This is a genomic window from Enterobacter cloacae complex sp. P38RS, from assembly GCF_014930775.1.
Classification (GTDB): Bacteria; Pseudomonadota; Gammaproteobacteria; order Enterobacterales; family Enterobacteriaceae; genus Enterobacter; species Enterobacter bugandensis.
This window is the reverse complement of the sequence record NZ_JADBRS010000016.1, coordinates 90,989-110,735: the sequence shown is the minus strand read 5'-3', so window position 1 is coordinate 110,735 and position 19,747 is coordinate 90,989. Positions and strand designations below refer to the sequence as shown.

The 19,747-nt window shown below is 53.5% G+C and carries 17 protein-coding genes; 9 read left to right on the top strand and 8 right to left on the bottom strand.

Going from position 1 to position 19,747, the window contains the following annotated elements; all coding sequences use genetic code 11:
* Positions 1-9 precede the first annotated feature (9 nt).
* From IM303_RS17770 to IM303_RS17745, 6 genes are all read right to left on the bottom strand, one after another.
* A complete protein-coding gene (locus IM303_RS17770) occupies positions 10-336 on the bottom strand; it encodes a cytochrome o ubiquinol oxidase subunit IV (protein ID WP_006176899.1) in 327 nt (108 codons plus the stop codon).
* On the bottom strand, positions 336-950 hold the full coding sequence (locus tag IM303_RS17765) for a cytochrome o ubiquinol oxidase subunit III (RefSeq protein ID WP_003859057.1): 615 nt from the start codon (positions 948-950) through the stop codon (positions 336-338). Before IM303_RS17765 ends, IM303_RS17770 begins: the two co-directional genes overlap by 1 nt.
* Positions 940-2,931, bottom strand: a complete 1,992-nt coding sequence (gene cyoB / locus IM303_RS17760) for a cytochrome o ubiquinol oxidase subunit I (protein WP_028012157.1) — start codon at positions 2,929-2,931, stop codon at positions 940-942. The genes IM303_RS17765 and cyoB overlap by 11 nt, the downstream gene beginning before the upstream one ends.
* Before the next feature lie 16 nt (positions 2,932-2,947).
* Positions 2,948-3,895, bottom strand: a complete 948-nt coding sequence (gene cyoA / locus IM303_RS17755) for a cytochrome o ubiquinol oxidase subunit II (RefSeq protein WP_048999051.1) — start codon at positions 3,893-3,895, stop codon at positions 2,948-2,950.
* 477 nt (positions 3,896-4,372) lie between these two features.
* Entirely contained in the window at positions 4,373-5,848 is a 1,476-nt protein-coding gene (gene ampG / locus IM303_RS17750; RefSeq protein ID WP_045259899.1) for a muropeptide MFS transporter AmpG, read from the bottom strand.
* Between the two features lie 45 nt (positions 5,849-5,893).
* Positions 5,894-6,472: a lipoprotein gene (locus IM303_RS17745; RefSeq protein WP_028012160.1), complete on the bottom strand. Its 579-nt coding sequence runs from the start codon at positions 6,470-6,472 to the stop codon at positions 5,894-5,896.
* A 306-nt stretch (positions 6,473-6,778) separates the two neighbouring features.
* Between IM303_RS17745 and bolA the strand changes: the two genes are divergently transcribed.
* From bolA to IM303_RS17700, 9 genes are all read left to right on the top strand, one after another.
* Entirely contained in the window at positions 6,779-7,096 is a 318-nt protein-coding gene (gene bolA / locus IM303_RS17740; RefSeq protein ID WP_003859051.1) for a transcriptional regulator BolA, read from the top strand.
* Between the two features lie 330 nt (positions 7,097-7,426).
* Positions 7,427-8,725 (top strand): trigger factor, encoded by a 1,299-nt coding sequence (gene tig / locus IM303_RS17735; RefSeq protein WP_008503318.1) that lies wholly within the window; start codon positions 7,427-7,429, stop codon positions 8,723-8,725.
* A 260-nt stretch (positions 8,726-8,985) separates the two neighbouring features.
* Positions 8,986-9,609, top strand: a complete 624-nt coding sequence (gene clpP / locus IM303_RS17730) for an ATP-dependent Clp endopeptidase proteolytic subunit ClpP (RefSeq protein ID WP_010428105.1) — start codon at positions 8,986-8,988, stop codon at positions 9,607-9,609.
* A 125-nt stretch (positions 9,610-9,734) separates the two neighbouring features.
* Entirely contained in the window at positions 9,735-11,009 is a 1,275-nt protein-coding gene (gene clpX, locus IM303_RS17725; RefSeq protein WP_028012161.1) for an ATP-dependent protease ATP-binding subunit ClpX, read from the top strand.
* Positions 11,010-11,192: 183 nt separating this feature from the next.
* On the top strand, positions 11,193-13,547 hold the full coding sequence (gene lon, locus IM303_RS17720) for an endopeptidase La (protein ID WP_023334706.1): 2,355 nt from the start codon (positions 11,193-11,195) through the stop codon (positions 13,545-13,547).
* A gap of 210 nt (positions 13,548-13,757) precedes the next feature.
* Positions 13,758-14,030 (top strand): nucleoid-associated protein HU-beta, encoded by a 273-nt coding sequence (gene hupB / locus IM303_RS17715; RefSeq protein WP_002444653.1) that lies wholly within the window; start codon positions 13,758-13,760, stop codon positions 14,028-14,030.
* 212 nt (positions 14,031-14,242) lie between these two features.
* Positions 14,243-16,114, top strand: a complete 1,872-nt coding sequence (gene ppiD, locus IM303_RS17710; protein ID WP_028012162.1) for a peptidylprolyl isomerase — start codon at positions 14,243-14,245, stop codon at positions 16,112-16,114.
* A gap of 148 nt (positions 16,115-16,262) precedes the next feature.
* Entirely contained in the window at positions 16,263-16,643 is a 381-nt protein-coding gene (locus tag IM303_RS17705) for a helix-hairpin-helix domain-containing protein (protein WP_045259901.1), read from the top strand.
* Between the two features lie 97 nt (positions 16,644-16,740).
* Positions 16,741-17,139 (top strand): YbgC/FadM family acyl-CoA thioesterase, encoded by a 399-nt coding sequence (locus IM303_RS17700; RefSeq protein ID WP_014830880.1) that lies wholly within the window; start codon positions 16,741-16,743, stop codon positions 17,137-17,139.
* A 61-nt stretch (positions 17,140-17,200) separates the two neighbouring features.
* Here IM303_RS17700 and queC read toward each other — a convergent pair whose 3' ends face one another.
* Together queC and IM303_RS17690 are read right to left on the bottom strand one after the other, a co-directional pair.
* The gene (gene queC / locus IM303_RS17695; RefSeq protein ID WP_023332238.1) at positions 17,201-17,896 is read right to left on the bottom strand and encodes a 7-cyano-7-deazaguanine synthase QueC; all 696 of its coding nucleotides are present in this window, start codon (positions 17,894-17,896) and stop codon (positions 17,201-17,203) included.
* A gap of 66 nt (positions 17,897-17,962) precedes the next feature.
* Positions 17,963-19,663 carry an SgrR family transcriptional regulator gene (locus tag IM303_RS17690; protein ID WP_193360137.1) on the bottom strand — a complete coding sequence of 567 codons (1,701 nt, stop codon included), beginning with the start codon at positions 19,661-19,663 and terminating at the stop codon, positions 17,963-17,965.
* Positions 19,664-19,747 lie beyond the last annotated feature (84 nt).

The window sequence follows — 19,747 nt, the reverse complement described above, 5'->3', positions numbered from 1 at the left end:
TCGCCGCTCTTAGTGAACCATCATGTTGTAGTTGAGGTTCCACATAATCCAGATGGAACCGACTACCAGGATAGCGATGATAATCACGGTAAAGATAAAGGCAGTCATATTCCAGCCTTCATCGGACTTGGTGTTCATGTGCAGGAAGCAAACCAGATGCACCAGAATCTGAATCACCGCGGTCACCAGGATTGCTCCCAGGATAACCGGCTTGGACGCAGAACCGCTCATCACCATCCAGAACGGGATCACCGTCAGGATGATCGACAGGATGAAACCTGTCATGTAGGTTTTTACGCTGCCGTGGGAAGCGCCATGATCGTTAGAATGACTCATTACATCGCCCCCATCAGATAGACAACAGAGAACACGCAGATCCATACCACGTCCAGGAAGTGCCAGAACAGGCTCAGGCACATGATACGGGTACGGTTAGTGCTGGTCAGGCCGCGGCGGGAGATCTGGAACATCAGTACTGCCATCCAGATCAGACCCGAGGTCACGTGCAGACCGTGGGTACCCACCAGCGCGAAGAACGCGGACAGGAAGCCACTGCGATCCGGACCGAAGCCTTCCATAATCAGGTGGTGGAATTCATAGATTTCCATCCCGATAAAGCCAGCACCAAACAGCCAGGTCAACGCCAGCCAGGAGACAACCTGGCTCTTGTTGTTTTTGTACATGGCGATAGCCGCCATGCCGTAGGTGATGGAGCTGAATAACAGCAGTGCAGTTTCAACCAGAACGAACGGCAGTTCAAAAATGTCCTTGCCGGTCGGGCCGCCCGCTGTGCCGTTCACCAGAACGGCATAGGTCGCGAACAGACAGCAGAACAGAATGCAGTCGCTCATCAGGTAGATCCAGAAACCGAAGACTTTGGTCGGTCCTGTATCATGGTGCGCATGTTCATGCGCGTGGGCAGTTGAGTGCGCCAGAGTATCAGTTGCCATTTTTCAGCCCCGCTTTAGAAATCTCGTCGAAATGCTGATTTTCCAGCTTTTCAACTTCACGGACTGGTACGTAGTAGTCCACGTCCTCGTCAAAGCTCTTCACAATCCAGCTGATTACGATGCCAGCGAAGCCAACAATCGCCATCCACCAGATGTGCCAGATCATTGCGAAACCAAATACCGTTGCGAAAGCGGCAATCACGATGCCCGCAGCGCTGTTTTTCGGCATATGGATCTCTTCGTAATGCTCAGGTTGCTTGTACGCTTCACCTTTTTCTTTCATTTCCCAGAATGCGTCACGCTCGTGAATGTGCGGCACTACGGCAAAGTTATAGAACGGTGGTGGAGAAGAGGTTGCCCACTCCAGCGTACGGCCACCCCATGGGTCACCGGTCAGGTCGCGGTTCAGGTTACGGTCGCGGATGGACACGTAGTACTGAATCAGCTGGCACAGAATACCGCAGGCAATCAGCGCTGCACCGCCCGCTGCAACCATCAGCATTGGGTGGAACTGCGGATCGATCTGCTGGCTCAGACGACGGGTCATACCCATGAAGCCCAGCACGTACAGCGGCATAAACGCCACGAAGAAGCCAATGATCCAGAACCAGAACGCGCGTTTACCCCAGGTTTCGTTCAGCGTGAAGCCAAACGCCTTAGGCCACCAGTAAGTCACACCTGCGAAGCAGCCGAAGACCACACCACCGATGATAACGTTATGGAAGTGCGCAATCAGGAACAGGCTGTTGTGCAGAACGAAGTCAGCACCTGGCACCGCCAGCAGTACGCCGGTCATCCCACCTACGGAGAAGGTCACGATGAAGCCGATGGTCCACAGCATTGCTGAGTGGAACACGATACGGCCCTGGTACATGGTGAACAGCCAGTTGAAGATCTTCACCCCGGTAGGGATGGCGATAATCATGGTAGTGATACCGAAGAAGGCGTTTACGTTCGCGCCCGCACCCATGGTAAAGAAGTGGTGCAGCCAAACGATGAACGACAGAACGGTAATACACACGGTTGCCCACACCAGAGAGGTGTAACCAAACAGACGCTTACGCGAGAAGGTTGCCGCGATTTCGGAGAACACACCGAAGACAGGCAGAACCAGAATGTACACTTCCGGGTGACCCCAGGCCCAAATCAGGTTGATGTACATCATCATGTTGCCACCCATATCATTCGTGAAGAAATGGGTGCCCAGGTAGCGGTCCAGGGTCAGCAGCGCGATGGTGACGGTCAGAATTGGGAACGACGCGATAATCAGTACGTTGGCGCACAGAGATGCCCAGGTAAATACTGGCATCTTGAACATCGTCATACCTGGTGCACGCATCTTCAGGATGGTCACGAAGAAGTTGATACCGGTCAGGGTGGTACCGACACCGGAGAGCTGAAGCGCCCAAATCCAGTAGTCAACGCCTACACCCGGACTGTACTCAATCCCCGAAAGCGGCGGGTAAGCCAGCCAGCCGGTCTGTGCGAATTCGCCCACGCCCAGTGACAGGTTAACCAGGATAACGCCGACAACCGTGAACCAGAAGCTCAGGTTGTTCAGGAACGGGAACGCTACGTCGCGCGCGCCGATTTGCAGCGGAACGACAACGTTCATCAGACCGATTACCAGCGGCATCGCCACGAAGAAGATCATGATAACGCCGTGGGCGGTAAAGATCTGATCGTAGTGGTGCGGTGGCAGGAAGCCGGCTTCGCCCGCAGACGCGAGTGCCTGCTGGCTACGCATCATGATTGCATCCGCAAAGCCACGAATTAACATGACTATACCGACGATGCAGTACATGATACCGAGTTTTTTGTGGTCAACCGAAGTCAGCCACTCATTCCACAGGTAGCTCCACTTACCGAAGTAAGTGATCAGGCCAACTAAGGCCGCGCCACCAATGATAATTGCAGCCACCGTAACCATGATAATCGGTTCATGGTAGGGCACTGCATCCAGTGTCAATTTTCCGAACATTTTCTTCCTCGGCCCCTTAGTGAGCGGTTTCCGCGTGGCTCATGTCCATGCCTTCCATACCTTCGTGCGCGCTGTGCTCGCCTTCTGGCTGGGTCATGTCCATGCTCTTGCCGTGATCCATAAATTTGCCAATAACGTCTTTGAACAAATCTGGTTTCACGTTAGAGAAGTACTCCACCTTGTTGTATTCGCTAGGTGCAGCCACTTTTTCGAACGCCGCCATGTCAGACATGGTGTTTGGAGACTGCTTCGCTTTTTCAACCCACTGGTCGAAAGCGGCACGGTCCGGCGTCGCAATAGCTTTGAACTTCATACCTGAGAAGCCCGGGCCGCTATAGCTGGCGGAGATACCATCGTAGGTGCCTGCTTCATTCGCGATCAGATGCAGGTTCGTCTGCATACCGGCCATCGCGTAAATCTGGCTACCCAGACGCGGGATGAAGAAGGAGTTCATTACGGAGTTGGAGGTCACTTTGAACTGAACCGGAGTGTTCGCCGGGAAGGCGATTTCATTCACGGTAGCAATGCCCTGCTCTGGATAGATGAAGAACCATTTCCAGTCCATGGAGACCACTTCAATGGTAATAGGTTTTTCATCGTGAACCAGCGGCTTGCTTGGCTCAAGTGAGTGAGTGGTTTTCCAGGTCAGCACGGCAAGGAACAGGATGATCAGGATAGGTACCGTCCAGACCACAGCTTCAACTTTGTTGGAGTGTGACCAGTTCGGGCTATACTTCGCATCTTTATTGCTCGCACGATACTTCCAGGCGAAACCAACAGCCATCAAAATGGCAGGAATAACCACAATCAACATCAGGCCAAAAGCCGTCAATATCAGTGAACGTTGTTCCAGTCCAATCTGTCCTTTGGGGTCTAGTAGTGCAGAATCACAGCCACTGAGTAATACAGTACCTGCGAATAATGACAACCATCCCAAACTTTTATTGTATTTCCTGAGTCTCATTTAACGACCTCAATTCCACGGGAGTCTGGTGGCGTTTAAAGTGTGCGGGCATTTTACGGGAAGGTTACATTACTGTAAACATCATTAGGCCTGTGTCAGGAAGGTGTTACCGGGTTCTGCCGCACGTGTCACAAGTGTTGCAGATTATGTCGGTTTTTATGACCGAAGCCGCATGATATGGGCTTTATAACGAAAGGACCCCCAAGCATACCCTAAAAGGGGCAATTGGTATAACCATTGTTAAAAATATACAAAAAATTAACAATTAATTATCAATAAAAAGACATCTAAAAAACGAAAAATCAAACTTTCCAATGCTGAATCGTTTAATGAAAAATAGCGTTTTGGAATTGGCTCCAATAATTTCCAAATCCTATCCCGCACAAAACAACAAATATTTTTTTAGCGGCTGTTGGCTATTTCACCGTTATAATTTCGGTTAGTGATTACAACGGGAAATAACCTTTCACTTTTTCTTCAGGTCATCTGCGTTTTACGCAATGCCATAAAATCGAGCAGACCCCCCGTCAGGATCCCGGCGATGGCCAGCAGGGCTCCAGCATCCAGCAGAAGGGCTTCGAGGGGGAGCGCCAGAGACGTACTGGCGTTAACGATAAGTACCACAAGCCATAGCGCCAGCGCGCCGCAGCCCGCCATTAGCAGACGTAACGCAAATCGGTAGGCGCGGTGATATTCAGTACGCGGCATAAAGTGTTCGGTCCGCTGGGTATATTCCAGCGTCTGGCGACACACCAGCAATAATAAAATCCCCGGCACGGCAGCCGCGACCGAGAAGAGATAAAACGTTGGCCAGCCGTGGGCTTCTACAAACCAGCCGGCAATCGGGCCTACGTACACGCGCCCAACGGCCGAGAGCGCCGAGAGCAGCGCAAACTGCGTAGCGGAAAACGATTTATTGCAAAGGGTCATCAGCAGGGCGACAAACGCCGCCGTCCCCATGCCGCCACAGAGATTTTCAAAGAACACCGCCGCGGCCATGCTGAACATATGCTTGTCAGTCACCGACAGCAGCCAGTAGCCCGCGTTAGATGCGCCCTGCAGGATGCCGAAGATCAGCAGCGCGCGGAACAGCGTCAGGCGCTGCATCAATACGCCGCCATAAAGCGCACCGACGATGGTCGCAAACAGCCCCAGCGTTTTATTCACCACGCCCACTTCACCGGCATCAAAACCGACGCCGCGGATCAGGAAGGTGGTGGTCAGGCTCATGGCAAAGGCATCGCCCAGCTTATAAAGGACGATGAGCAGCAGGATCAGCCAGGCATTGTTGCGGCCAAAAAAGTCACGCAGCGGTTCGGCCACGGCCTGTTCCAGCGAGCGGGGAACCGGAATGACGTCGCTCGGTTCGGGTGCAAATAGCGTAGCGATAATGCAGGGGATGAGCAGGGCAGCCATCAGCCAGTACATACCCTGCCAGCCGAGATAACGGTCGGCCAGCCACAACGCCAGCCCGCCGGAGACCAGCATCCCGAGGCGATAGCCCAGCACGCTGATCGCCGCACCGGCACCGCGCTCTTCCGCAGGTAACACGTCCGTCTTCCAGGCGTCGAACACGATATCCTGAGAGGCGGAACAGAAGGCTATCATCACCGCAAGCGCGGCCATCCAGCGGAGCTGTGTGGTCGGCTCAAGAAAGCCCATCGCCGCAATCGCCAGCAGCAGCAGGACCTGTGTCATCACTAACCAGCCGCGACGACGCCCCAGAAACGGCGGCGTATAGCGATCCATCACCGGCGACCACAGGAACTTAAAGACATACGCCTGACCGACAAGCGAGAAGAAACCAATGGTTTTGAGATCGATGTTCTCAACCGTCATCCACGCCTGAAGCGTGCCGGAGGTGAGCGCGAGGGGTAAACCGGAGGCAAAGCCGAGGATCAGCAGAATTGCTGATTTCGGTTGCTGGAAAATGCGTAAGTAGTGACTGGACATGTTCTTATGAACTGACCCGGTGAAGCACCGGGCCAGTGAGCAGGATTAACGTGCGTTCTGCTTGATAAAGTCGTGAATGCTGGTGTCCTGCGCCATATCGGCGATGGTGTCCGTCAGCACGCTGTTAACGGCGTTAGCAATATTCTTGTTAGAGGCCTGGAACGCGCCTTCAACAGAGTAGCTGGCGCGGTAGTTTTTGGTCATCTTGTTGCCGTTCTTCGCGGTGGCAATGATGGCGATATCCGCTTTGGTCGCAATGTTGTAGCGCACGTTGCCCTGAGAGACGTCTGCGTACAGGTTGTTGACGATAATCTGCAGATCAACCGCGCCGCTTGGGCCAATCATGTAGCCGCGAGCGGTCATTTGCTTCTCAAGCACTTCCTGCAGCAGGAAGCGCAGGTCGCGGGACGCGGTCAGCGTCACCTGCTGGTTGTCGCGGGTCACTTTTGCCAGCGCCTGGTCCTGACGCTGATCGGCACCGTTAATGCTCACGGTGACGCCCATCAGGCTTGGGTCCTGCTGAGGCAGGGTGATTTTTGGTGAGACATCAATAGTGGTAGGCGGAGTCGCACAGCCTGCCAGCATAAAAAGGGCTACCAACGGAAAGAAGAGTTTTTTAAACATTTTCAGGTTCTCAACGAATCGTAAGCATTAAAGAGAGAAAAATTGCCGCCATCATATCATCGACTACGGCCAGGGGAAGTGGTCAACGCATGTAAATTCATCGTCTTGTCTGAAAACTGACCAGCTCATCCTTTTTCTCCTCCCGCCAGAGACGACAGGTATGAGTCTCACAGTGAACTTCATGCATTTGAATGAGAAAATCAGACGAAAGCTAAATATTTGTTGTCAAGGTGTAATGGAAACGGTAAAAGCGGCTAACATTTAAAGGGATGGGTGACATCTTAGCGTTGTCGGAGGAGTAATTTCATGATGATACGTGAACAGATAGAAGAAAAATTAAGGGCAGCGTTCAACCCTGTGTTCCTCGAAGTCGTCGACGAAAGCTATCGTCATAACGTGCCGGCAGGTTCTGAAAGCCACTTTAAAGTGGTTCTGGTTAGCGATCGCTTCACGGGAGAACGTTTCCTGAACCGACATCGCCTGATCTACAGCACCTTGACGGAAGAACTCTCCACGACCGTGCATGCGCTGGCACTGCATACCTACACCATTAAGGAATGGGAAGGCTTGCAGGATACGGTTTTTGCGTCGCCGCCGTGTCGCGGTGCAGGCACCATCGCCTGATAAATCGGATTTGCAACGGCTGGAGCTTTTCCAGTATGTTGCTTACAGATTTCCTCAAAACGGCCTCCGGGCCGTTTTGTTTTGTCTGAGTTTTGAGCGGATGGTGCGATTTTAAGGCTAAAAATAGCCTTAAAGTGTGAAAAAAGCCGCAGCAACATGCTCCAACCGTTCTCGACTCACCTAAGTGATGCCGCTATAATGCCGCGTCTTATTGAATGTCTTCGGGATGATTCTGGCGACAGGGAATGTGAATCTGCACTAAGAGAGCATCCCGGTATAACAGACAGATTCAGAGTTGACCGAGCACTGTGATTTTTTTGAGGTAACAAGATGCAAGTTTCAGTTGAAACCACTCAAGGCCTTGGCCGCCGTGTAACGATTACTATCGCTGCTGACAGCATCGAAACTGCTGTGAAAAGCGAGCTGGTCAACGTAGCAAAAAAAGTACGTATTGACGGCTTCCGTAAGGGCAAAGTACCAATGAATGTTGTTGCTCAGCGTTATGGCGCTTCCGTGCGTCAGGATGTGCTGGGTGAACTGATGAGCCGCAACTTTATCGACGCGATCATCAAAGAAAAAATCAATCCAGCCGGCGCGCCAAACTACGTGCCAGGTGAATACAAACTGGGCGAAGACTTCACCTACTCCGTAGAGTTCGAAGTGTACCCGGAAGTTGAGCTGAAAGGCCTGGAATCTATCGAAGTTGAAAAACCGATCGTTTCCGTGACTGACGAAGACGTTGACGGCATGCTGGACACCCTGCGTAAGCAGCAGGCGAACTGGAAAGAGAAAGAAGGCGCTGTTGACGCGGAAGACCGCGTAACCATCGACTTCACCGGTTCTGTAGACGGCGAAGAGTTCGAAGGCGGCAAAGCGTCTGATTTCGTACTGGCAATGGGCCAGGGTCGTATGATCCCAGGCTTCGAAGACGGCATCAAAGGCCACAAAGCGGGCGAAGAGTTCACCATCGACGTGACCTTCCCTGAAGAGTACCACGCTGAAAACCTGAAAGGTAAAGCAGCGAAGTTCGTCATCAACCTGAAGAAAGTTGAAGAGCGCGAACTGCCAGAACTGACTGAAGAGTTCATCAAGCGTTTCGGCGTGGAAGATGGTTCTGTTGCAGGCCTGCGTACCGAAGTGCGTAAGAACATGGAGCGCGAGCTGAACGGTGCTGTGCGTAACCGCGTGAAATCTCAGGCGATTGAAGGTCTGGTAAAAGCGAACGAAATCGACGTTCCTGCTGCCCTGATCGACAGCGAAATCGATGTGCTGCGCCGTCAGGCTGCACAGCGCTTCGGTGGCAACCAGCAGCAAGCGATGGAACTGCCGCGTGAGCTGTTCGAAGAGCAAGCGAAACGCCGCGTTGTTGTTGGCCTGCTGCTGGGCGAAGTGATTCGTACCCACGAGCTGAAAGCTGACGAAGAACGTGTGAAGGGCCTGATCGAAGAGATGGCGTCTGCATACGAAGATCCATCAGAAGTGATCGAGTTCTACGGTAAGAACAAAGAGCTGATGGACAACATGCGCAACGTCGCACTGGAAGAGCAGGCTGTTGAAGCGGTACTGGCGAAAGCGAAAGTGACCGAAAAAGCGACCTCTTTCAACGAACTGATGAACCAGCAGGCGTAATTTCGCTCTAACGGTTTAAAGTTTGAACAAAAAACCCGTTGCCTTCCGGCGACGGGTTTTTTTTATCGCTGCATGGGTTCTGGAAGGGTGCTAAAACGCCCTTTCAGTGTTAGCGTTACAACAAAAGGTTGTTATGCTTGAAATAGGGCGTGGCGAACCCCATAAGTATGTAATCACGATGATTGAGACTGGCTGATAATCCGTCCATAAGGTTACAATCAGTACAGCAGGTGTTTTCAATTTTGAACCAGGAGACGGAAATGTCATACAGTGGCGAACGAGATAACTTTGCACCCCATATGGCGCTGGTGCCAATGGTTATTGAACAGACCTCACGCGGTGAGCGTTCTTTCGATATCTATTCCCGTCTGCTCAAGGAACGCGTTATCTTTCTGACCGGCCAGGTAGAAGACCATATGGCTAACCTGATCGTGGCGCAGATGCTGTTCCTGGAAGCGGAAAACCCGGAAAAAGACATTTACCTGTACATCAACTCGCCTGGCGGTGTGATTACGGCGGGCATGTCCATTTATGACACCATGCAGTTCATCAAGCCAGATGTCAGCACTATCTGTATGGGGCAGGCTGCATCCATGGGGGCCTTCCTGTTAACCGCAGGGGCGAAAGGTAAGCGTTTCTGCCTGCCTAACTCCCGCGTGATGATTCACCAGCCGCTGGGGGGTTACCAGGGGCAGGCGACGGATATCGAAATCCACGCCCGCGAAATTCTGAAAGTAAAAGCGCGCATGAATGAACTTATGGCGCAGCATACGGGTCAACCTCTCGAGCAGATCGAGCGCGATACCGAGCGCGATCGCTTCCTCTCTGCTCCAGAGGCAGTTGAGTACGGCTTAGTCGACTCCGTATTGACCCATCGTAATTGATGCCCGCGACGCGAGTGTGCCGCTATACTAAGGTAGGGCGGCACGCTGCTTAAAGCACACGCGTCTTAGAATGGCATTTGCGTCGTCATGTGCGGCACAAAGAACTTAAAAAGAGGTTTGGACTCATGACAGATAAACGCAAAGATGGTTCGGGCAAACTGCTGTACTGCTCTTTTTGCGGCAAAAGCCAGCATGAAGTGCGTAAACTGATTGCCGGGCCGTCCGTGTATATCTGCGACGAATGCGTCGATTTATGTAACGACATCATTCGCGAAGAGATTAAAGAAGTTGCGCCGCACCGTGAGCGTAGCGCATTGCCAACGCCGCATGAGATTCGTCATCACCTTGACGACTATGTCATCGGTCAGGAGCAGGCCAAGAAAGTGCTGGCGGTGGCGGTATATAACCACTACAAACGTCTGCGTAACGGCGACACCAGCAATGGCGTAGAACTGGGCAAAAGTAACATTCTGCTGATCGGGCCAACCGGCTCCGGTAAAACGCTGCTGGCGGAAACCCTGGCGCGCCTGCTGGATGTTCCGTTTACCATGGCGGATGCCACCACCCTGACCGAAGCCGGTTATGTGGGTGAAGACGTTGAAAACATCATTCAGAAGCTGCTGCAGAAGTGCGATTACGACGTTCAGAAAGCACAGCGTGGGATTGTTTATATTGATGAGATCGACAAGATCTCCCGTAAATCAGACAACCCGTCCATCACCCGTGACGTGTCGGGTGAAGGGGTGCAGCAGGCCCTGCTGAAGCTGATCGAAGGTACGGTTGCGGCCGTTCCGCCGCAGGGTGGACGCAAACATCCGCAGCAGGAGTTCCTGCAGGTCGATACCTCCAAGATCCTGTTTATTTGCGGCGGCGCGTTTGCTGGTCTGGATAAAGTCATTTCCCACCGTGTTGAAACCGGCTCCGGCATTGGTTTTGGCGCAACGGTGAAGGCGAAGTCCGAGAAAGCCAACGAAGGTGAACTGCTTTCGCAGGTTGAGCCTGAAGATCTGATCAAATTTGGTCTGATCCCTGAATTCATTGGCCGTCTGCCGGTTGTGGCAACGCTGAATGAGCTGAGCGAAGACGCGCTGATTCAGATCCTGAAAGAGCCGAAAAATGCGCTGACCAAGCAGTATCAGGCGCTGTTCAATCTGGAAGGCGTTGAGCTGGAATTCCGTGACGAAGCGCTGGATGCGATTGCCAAGAAAGCGATGGCGCGTAAAACCGGTGCGCGTGGTTTGCGCTCTATCGTTGAAGCGGCATTGCTCGACACCATGTACGATCTGCCGTCGATGGAAGACGTTGAAAAAGTGGTTATCGACGAGTCCGTGATCGGCGGCCAATCCAAGCCGCTGCTGATTTACGGTAAACCAGAAGCCCAGCAGGCATCTGGCGAATAATTCACCAAATCATACAAGCAGTTAATCAAAAAGGGGGGATTTTATCTCCCCTTTACTTTTTCCGTATTCATAGCGTTGAATGTGTGGGAAACATCCCCATATACTGGATACATGTTAATGGTTATGTGAAGCACTGTGACATGACCAGCTTACCTGGCGGACACTAAACTAAGAGAGAGCTCTATGAATCCTGAGCGTTCTGAACGCATTGAAATCCCCGTATTGCCGTTGCGCGATGTGGTGGTTTATCCGCACATGGTCATACCCTTATTTGTAGGGCGGGAAAAATCTATCCGTTGCCTCGAAGCCGCCATGGATCATGATAAAAAAATCATGCTGGTGGCCCAGAAAGAAGCATCAACGGATGAGCCGGGTGTAAACGATCTTTTCACCGTCGGGACCGTGGCCTCTATTTTACAAATGCTGAAGCTGCCGGACGGCACCGTGAAGGTGCTGGTCGAAGGCTTACAGCGTGCGCGTATTACCACGCTGTCAGACGATGGCGAACACTTCTCTGCCAAGGCAGAGTACCTTGATTCGCCTGAACTTGATGAGCGCGAGCAGGAAGTGCTGGTACGTACCGCGATTAGCCAGTTCGAAGGCTATATCAAGCTGAACAAGAAAATCCCACCAGAAGTGCTGACGTCGCTGAACAGCATCGACGATCCTGCGCGTCTGGCGGACACCATCGCTGCACACATGCCGCTGAAGCTGGCTGACAAACAGTCCGTGCTGGAGATGTCCGACGTTAACGAACGTCTGGAATACCTGATGGCGATGATGGAGTCTGAAATCGATCTGCTGCAGGTTGAGAAGCGCATTCGTAACCGCGTGAAAAAGCAGATGGAAAAATCTCAGCGTGAGTACTATCTGAATGAGCAAATGAAGGCCATTCAGAAAGAGCTGGGCGAGATGGACGACGCACCGGACGAAAACGAAGCGCTGAAGCGTAAAATCGACGCGGCGAAGATGCCGAAAGAGGCGAAAGAGAAAGCCGAAGCAGAACTGCAGAAGCTGAAAATGATGTCTCCGATGTCGGCTGAAGCAACCGTCGTGCGCGGCTACATTGAGTGGATGGTGCAGGTTCCGTGGAACGCCCGCAGCAAGGTCAAGAAAGACCTGCGTCAGGCCCAGGAGATCCTCGATACTGACCACTACGGCCTGGAACGCGTGAAAGACCGCATCCTTGAGTACCTCGCGGTACAAAGCCGTGTAAACAAAATTAAAGGCCCAATTCTGTGCCTGGTAGGACCGCCGGGGGTGGGTAAAACCTCTCTGGGCCAGTCCATCGCCAAAGCGACCGGACGTAAGTACATCCGTATGGCGCTGGGCGGCGTGCGTGATGAAGCGGAAATCCGCGGTCACCGCCGTACCTACATCGGTTCTATGCCGGGTAAACTGATCCAGAAAATGGCTAAAGTGGGGGTTAAAAATCCGCTGTTCCTGCTTGATGAGATCGACAAAATGTCGTCGGACATGCGCGGTGACCCGGCGTCTGCTCTGCTGGAAGTGCTTGATCCAGAACAGAACGTGGCGTTCAGCGATCACTACCTGGAAGTGGACTACGACCTCAGCGATGTAATGTTCGTGGCAACGTCCAACTCCATGAACATACCGGCACCGCTGCTGGACCGTATGGAAGTGATCCGCCTCTCCGGTTATACCGAAGACGAAAAGCTGAACATTGCTAAACAGCACCTGCTGCCGAAGCAGATTGAGCGTAACGCGCTGAAAGCCAACGAGCTGACCGTCGAGGACAGCGCGATTATCGGCATCATTCGCTACTACACCCGTGAAGCGGGCGTGCGTAGCCTTGAGCGCGAAATATCTAAGCTGTGCCGTAAGGCGGTAAAACAGCTGCTGCTGGATAAGAGCCTGAAGCACATCGTGATTAACGGTGACAATCTGCATGCCTACTTGGGCGTTCAGCGCTTCGACTATGGCCGCGCGGATAACGAAAACCGCGTGGGTCAGGTGACCGGTCTGGCATGGACGGAAGTGGGCGGCGATCTGCTGACCATCGAAACCGCCTGTGTGCCGGGCAAAGGCAAGCTGACCTACACCGGCTCGCTGGGTGAAGTGATGCAGGAGTCCATCCAGGCTGCGCTGACCGTGGTGCGCGCGCGCGCGGAAAAACTGGGTATCAACCCGGATTTCTACGAAAAACGCGACATTCACGTTCACGTTCCTGAAGGGGCGACGCCGAAAGATGGCCCAAGCGCGGGTATTGCCATGTGTACCGCTCTGGTTTCCTGTCTGACGGGCAACCCGGTACGTGCCGATGTGGCAATGACCGGTGAAATTACCCTGCGCGGTCAGGTCCTGCCAATCGGCGGGTTAAAAGAAAAACTGCTGGCGGCACACCGCGGTGGGATCAAAACCGTATTGATCCCTTACGAAAACAAACGCGATCTGGAAGAGATTCCGGACAACGTGATTGCCGATCTGCAGATCCATCCTGTTAAGCGAATTGAGGAAGTTCTCAGTCTCGCACTGCAGAATGAACCGTCCGGAATGCAGGTTGTAACCGCAAAATAGTGACCTCGCGCAAAGAGCGTCAATAAAAACAAGGCTGGTAAGTCATTTCGCACTTGCCAGCCTTTTTTTGTATAGCTAATTTAGATTGCTGATTAGGTCAGCCATCAACAACGGGTGTTGTAAGGTCATGGCAGGCCTGATATAACTGCTGCGCGGTCGCGTTGTGAAGGACTCAGGCGCGATATAAATTATAAAGAGAGGAAGAGAACAGTGAATAAATCTCAACTGATTGACAAAATTGCTGCTGGTGCTGATATTTCTAAAGCTGCAGCTGGACGTGCGTTAGATGCATTAATTGCTTCTGTTACTGAATCTCTGCAGGCTGGGGACGACGTTGCACTGGTAGGCTTCGGTACTTTTGCTGTTAAAGAGCGTGCTGCCCGTACTGGCCGCAACCCTCAGACCGGTAAAGAGATCACCATTGCTGCTGCTAAAGTGCCGGGTTTCCGTGCAGGTAAAGCGCTGAAAGACGCAGTAAACTGATTGCTTTCCCGTTTCAGGGAAGCCGGATAGTACAAGGGCGCATCGTTTGATGTGCCTTTTTTGTTTGTCCAGACCTGATTTGTGCGAGTTTATGCGAGTTGTGGGCTGACAATCGCCCCGTTTTCTTGTCACAATACGCCTTCACGCGCGACGGGCAGGATTTTCCGTCAGCGTCAGGTAACCAGTCACCTACAGCGGAGTGTTGTTACACCATGATGGACAGCTTACGCACGGCTGCTAACAGTCTCGTGCTCAAGATTATTTTCGGTATCATTATCGTGTCGTTCATATTGACCGGCGTGAGCAGTTACCTTATTGGCGGTGGCGCAAACTATGCCGCAAAAGTGAATGGCCAGGAAATCAGCCGTGGTCAGTTCGAGAATGCTTTTGCCGGTGAGCGTAACCGTATGCAGCAACAGCTGGGCGACCAATTCTCTGAACTGGCGGCGAATGAAGGGTACATGAAAACCCTGCGCCAACAGACACTGAACCGTCTTATCGACGAAGCGCTGCTGGATCAGTATGCCAAAAAGCTGGGCCTTGGCATCAGCGACGAGCAGGTCAAAAAAGCGATCTTCGCCACTCAGGCATTCCAGTCTAACGGTAAATTCGACAACGCGCGTTACAACAGTATCGTTAACCAGATGGGCATGACGGCGGATCAGTACGCGCAGGCGCTGCGTAACCAGCTGACAACCCAGCAGCTCATTAACGCTGTCGTGGGTACCGATTTCATGCTTAAAGGTGAAACCGACGAACTGGCCGCGCTGGTGGCCCAGCAGCGCGTGGTCCGTGAAGCGACAATTGATGTGAACGCCCTGGCGGCGAAACAGCAGGTGAGCGACGCAGACGTTAATGCTTACTACGAGCAGAATAAAAACGCCTTTGTTTCTCCGGAGCAGTTCCGCGTCAGCTACATCAAGCTGGATGCAGCTGCGCTGCAGGAAAGCGCGTCTGATGCCGAGATCCAGTCTTACTATGACCAGCATCAGGATCAATTCACTCAGCCGCAGCGTAACCGCTACAGCGTGATTCAGACCAAAACTGAAGCAGATGCTAAGGCGGTACTGGATGAGCTGAACAAAGGCGCTGATTTCGCCACCCTTGCGAAAGCGAAATCCACCGACATTATCTCTGCGAAAAACGGCGGTGATATGGGCTGGCTGGAAGACGCAACCACGCCCGACGAGCTAAAAAATGCCGGCCTGAAAGAGAAAGGCCAGCTGTCTGGTGTGATTAAATCATCCGTTGGTTTCCTGGTCGTGCGTCTGGACGACATCACCCCGGCGAAAACCAAGCCGCTGGCTGAGGTTCGTGATGATATTGCCGCGAAAGTGAAACAGGAAAAAGCCCTGGATGCCTACTACGCGCTGCAGCAGAAGGTGAGCGATGCTGCCAGCAACGACAACGAATCTCTGGCAGGTGCAGAGCAGGCGGCGGGTGTGAAAGCAGTTGAGACCGGCTGGTTTGGTCGCGACAACCTGCCGGAAGAGCTGAACTTCAAACCGGTTTCTGATGCCATCTTTAACGGTGGTCTGGTGGGCGAGAACGGCACGCCGGGCAGCAACTCTGACATCATTACCGTTGACGGCGATCGCGCCTTTGTTCTGCGCGTCAGCGAGCACAAGCCAGAAGCGGTCAAACCGCTGGCGGAAGTGAAGGATCAGGTCGTCGCTCAGGTTAAGCATAACAAAGCAGAACAGCAGGCTAAACTGGACGCTGAGAAGATTCTGGCCGATCTGAAAGCGGGTAAACAGGACGCGCTGAAAGCGGCAGGTCTGAGCTTCGGTGAGGCAAAAACGCTGAGCCGCACCGGTCAGGACCCAATCAGTCAGGCCGCGTTTAGCCTGACGCTGCCGGCAAAAGACAAGCCAAGCTTCGGTACCACCACCGATATGCAGGGTAACGTTGTTCTGCTGGCGCTGGACGACGTGAAAGCCGGCACTCTGCCAGAAGCGCAGAAGAAGGCGATGGTTCAGGGCATTACTCAGAACAATGCTCAGATTGCTTTCGAAGCCATGATGAGCAACCTGCGTAAAGACGCCAAAATCAAGCTGGGCGATGTCATGACTCAGCAGCAGTAATTACGTGTCTGCTCGCAGATTTTCGTAACGCTCTGCAAAAACTAAAGGCCGCTTTCGCGGCCTTTTCCATTTCTGCAATCTGCTGTTTGTGCCTGTTTTCACAGGCGGCTATCGTTGCGTGGCTGTCAACAAACAAGGAGATAACAGCATGAAATGTGGAATCAAAGCACTGTTAATTACGCTGGCTATTGCCACCACCGGGATGAGCGCGGGCGCGCAGGCGGCGGCGACCGCCGCCAAACCACAGGCTACGCAGAGCAAGTCCGACGCGGCCGCGCCGGTACAAGGGCAGACCAAAGCGGCTGACGCCGGTAAAAATGCGGATGATGACGGTACGCGGGTCAGCATTAACTCGGCCTCGGCAGAGGATCTCGCCCGCGCAATGAATGGCGTGGGCCTGAAAAAAGCGCAGGCTATCGTCAGCTATCGTGAAGAGTACGGCCCATTCAAAACGGTCGACGATCTCAAACAGGTTCCGGGCATGGGCAGCGCGCTGGTTGAGCGCAACCTCTCACACCTGACACTGTAATAACGCAATTTCTTGCACTGCGGCAAAAGTTTGCCAGGATAAAGAGGTCATACCAGTTATGACCTCTGATCCTATAACAATGAAAGGCTATTGCGCTATGCAGACAAAAATCAAAGTACGCGGTTTCCATCTTGATGTTTATCAGCACGTCAATAATGCTCGCTATCTCGAGTTTCTTGAAGAAGCGCGCTGGGACGGGCTGGAAAACAGCGAAAGCTTTCAGTGGCTGACCGCGCACAACATCGCGTTCGTGGTCGTCAATATCAACATCAACTATCGCCGTCCGGCCGTGCTGGGCGATGTGCTCACCGTGACCAGCCAGGTACAACAGCTAAACGGCAAAAGCGGCGTGTTAAGCCAGGTGGTGACGCTCGATCCAGAAGGGCAGGTGGTGGCTGATGCACTGATCACCTTTGTCTGTATCGATCTGAAAACTCAGAAAGCGCTGCCGCTGGAAGGGGAATTGCGGGAAAAGCTGGAGTTGATGATCGTATAAGACATATTAAGGCGCACTCGTGCTGTCGACTCCTGTTTTGCGACAGCACGGTCAAAAAACGCTATTTAAGTCCGGTCTTTTGCTTCATTGCCGCCATCACGCCGACTTTATCAGCCAGGTAATGGTTAAGCCCGTTAGCGCGCAGATTACAGGCGGCGCACTGGCCGCAACCGTCGCCTTTGATGCCGTTATAGCAGGTGAGGGTTTCGCTGCGAACCAAATCCAGCTTGCCCCAGTAGTCGGCCAGCGCCCAGGTTTCGGCTTTATCCAGCCACATGAGCGGGGTTTCAAAGCGCGTCTCTTTCGCCATCCCCAGATTGACGGCGTGGTTGAGCGCTTTGACAAACTCATCGCGGCAGTCCGGGTATCCTGAGAAGTCGGTCTCGCATACGCCCGTAATTACCGCTTCGGCTTTTACCTGATAGGCATAAATCGCCGTCAGGGTCAGGAACAGAATATTACGCCCCGGCACAAACGTGTTCGGAATGCCGCTGGCATCGGGTTCGTAGTCCGGTACAGGAATACTGTCCCGGGTGAGGCTGCTGACGGCCAGTTCATTTAACAGCGTAACGTCCAGCACCTTGTGCGCGCGTGCCCCTAGTTTGAGGGCCAGTTCACGGGCAACGTCGATTTCAGCGCGGTGACGCTGGCCATAATCGAAAGTCACACAGTGAACTTCATCATACTGATGAAGGGCCTGAACCAGGCAGGTTGTAGAGTCTTGTCCTCCGCTGAACACGACGACGGCACGTTTCATAAATCATCTCGACTGTTACGGTAAAACCGTTATGTTACCGTCTGGCTACGGCGGCGACCAGCTTCTTCACGATTTGGGGGCGGGTAGCCAGGCTTCGGTAAAATCAAACCAGCCGCGGGTGTTGAGGCGTATGCCGTTGACTCCCGGCGGGGCGCTGATTTGATATTGATAGTTAAAAAGCGGCGTCAGCACCGCATTCTCCATCAGGCGGTTGAAAATGGCTTGCAGACCGGCGTGTCGGTCCCGAGCTTCGGCCTGAGACTGCACCGCATCCAGCGTGGCTTGCAGATGGGCGTAGGCCGGTGCGCTTAACACGTGCGGCCACAGGGCATCGCAGCGCAGCCACTGCTCAAGCGTATACGCTGGCGCTTCGCCAATCAGCCTGTCCCCCATCATGATGTCTGCATCGGCAAGCTGCTGGCATCCGTCCCACGTCTTGGCGTCGTGGAAGATGACGGTCAGGTCACAACCCTGTCGCGCCAGGTACGCCTTTAACTGGCTGGCCATGGTGTGAAGCTCAACGGGAAGATGGTAAACCAGCGTCAGCGCCTCAGGCAGGGCAACGTCCGTTAAGTCAGGCCATTCGGGGATAGTCCAGCCGGGAAGCAGTTCCTCGGTGGGCGTAATGAGTCCTTCGTTGAGCGGAAGCGTGTGCAGAAGCCTGGAGAGATGGATGATATTGATAAGCCGCTTCGCCTGGATCTCACTCAGACGCGCGCTCTGTTTCAGCGTGAGGTAACAGAAGCCCAGGCTGGTGCTGCTGCTGACCAGCCTCAGGGTTTCAAGCTCATCGGCCTCGCCAATCGCGATTTGCACCGGGTGACGACAGCTGGTGCCCAGCCTGTAATCAAACAGCTGGGGGGTGATCCAGTATTCGATGGCTTTGAGCAGCGGATGGCTCAGGTGGTACTGCTCATGGCTTTCCAGACGAACCAGGTCGGGCTCAAAGGCGGCCAGCCGGAAAGGGCCGCAGCCAAGTTCAGGATAGTCGGGATGCGCCAGACGGCTGCAGTAGGTTGCCAGCCTGTGCGCCAGCCAATAGTCCGGTTGATGCAGCGTAAATGTCAGACACTGTGGATGCGTTGTTTCGATACGTAAAACGCTCCTGAAAAGTGTGCGTAGGGCGGGAAGCATCAACAGTGCCGTCAGGCTTCGCTGGAGCTGCGCCGTTTCTATTTTATCGCCGTTATGCCAGTGCAGGGTGGAGCGAATGTAGAAATGCCAGCGCAGCCCGTCAGCAGAGACCTCCCAGTGATGCGCGAGATCGCCCGTGGGTTCACTGCTGTTACCGTTAAAACGCGTCAAGCCTGAAAATACCTGTCCCGCCAGATGCTGCTCCGCCCGGCCAGGCAAAAAGCCCGGCTGAAGCGGCTCCAGCGAGCGATAGTAGGGGATGCGCAGCGTCGGCGTGTCGTTTTGCCACTGCCCGCCTAAAAACGGATGCAGCAACGATCTCAGCGCTTCAGGAGCAAGCTGGGCCAGCTCCAGCGCGTTATGCTGCTGCCCGCTCTTCAGCGCCTCTTCCATCATCGCATTGCGCAGTGACTCCGGGCTGGCATGGAACGTCAGCTCACCGCGCTTGCCGCGACCAGACCGAGCGTGCCAGCTGAGCCAGCCCGCCTCCTGAGCCTGACGCAGCAGGGTGCGGACATGCCGCTCGCTACAAAAACAGCGGCTGGCAAGCTCACTTATGGTGACCTGCTGTGGAGCGCCAGCGGAAGGTTGCCACAGGCGTTGATACTGGTTAAGACGGTTAAGCTGTCGCATAAGAAACCCGGAACAATAATTTTCATCTATTCACTATTACTTCCGTATATCTCACACGATACTGATGCACAAGTTAATCGCATC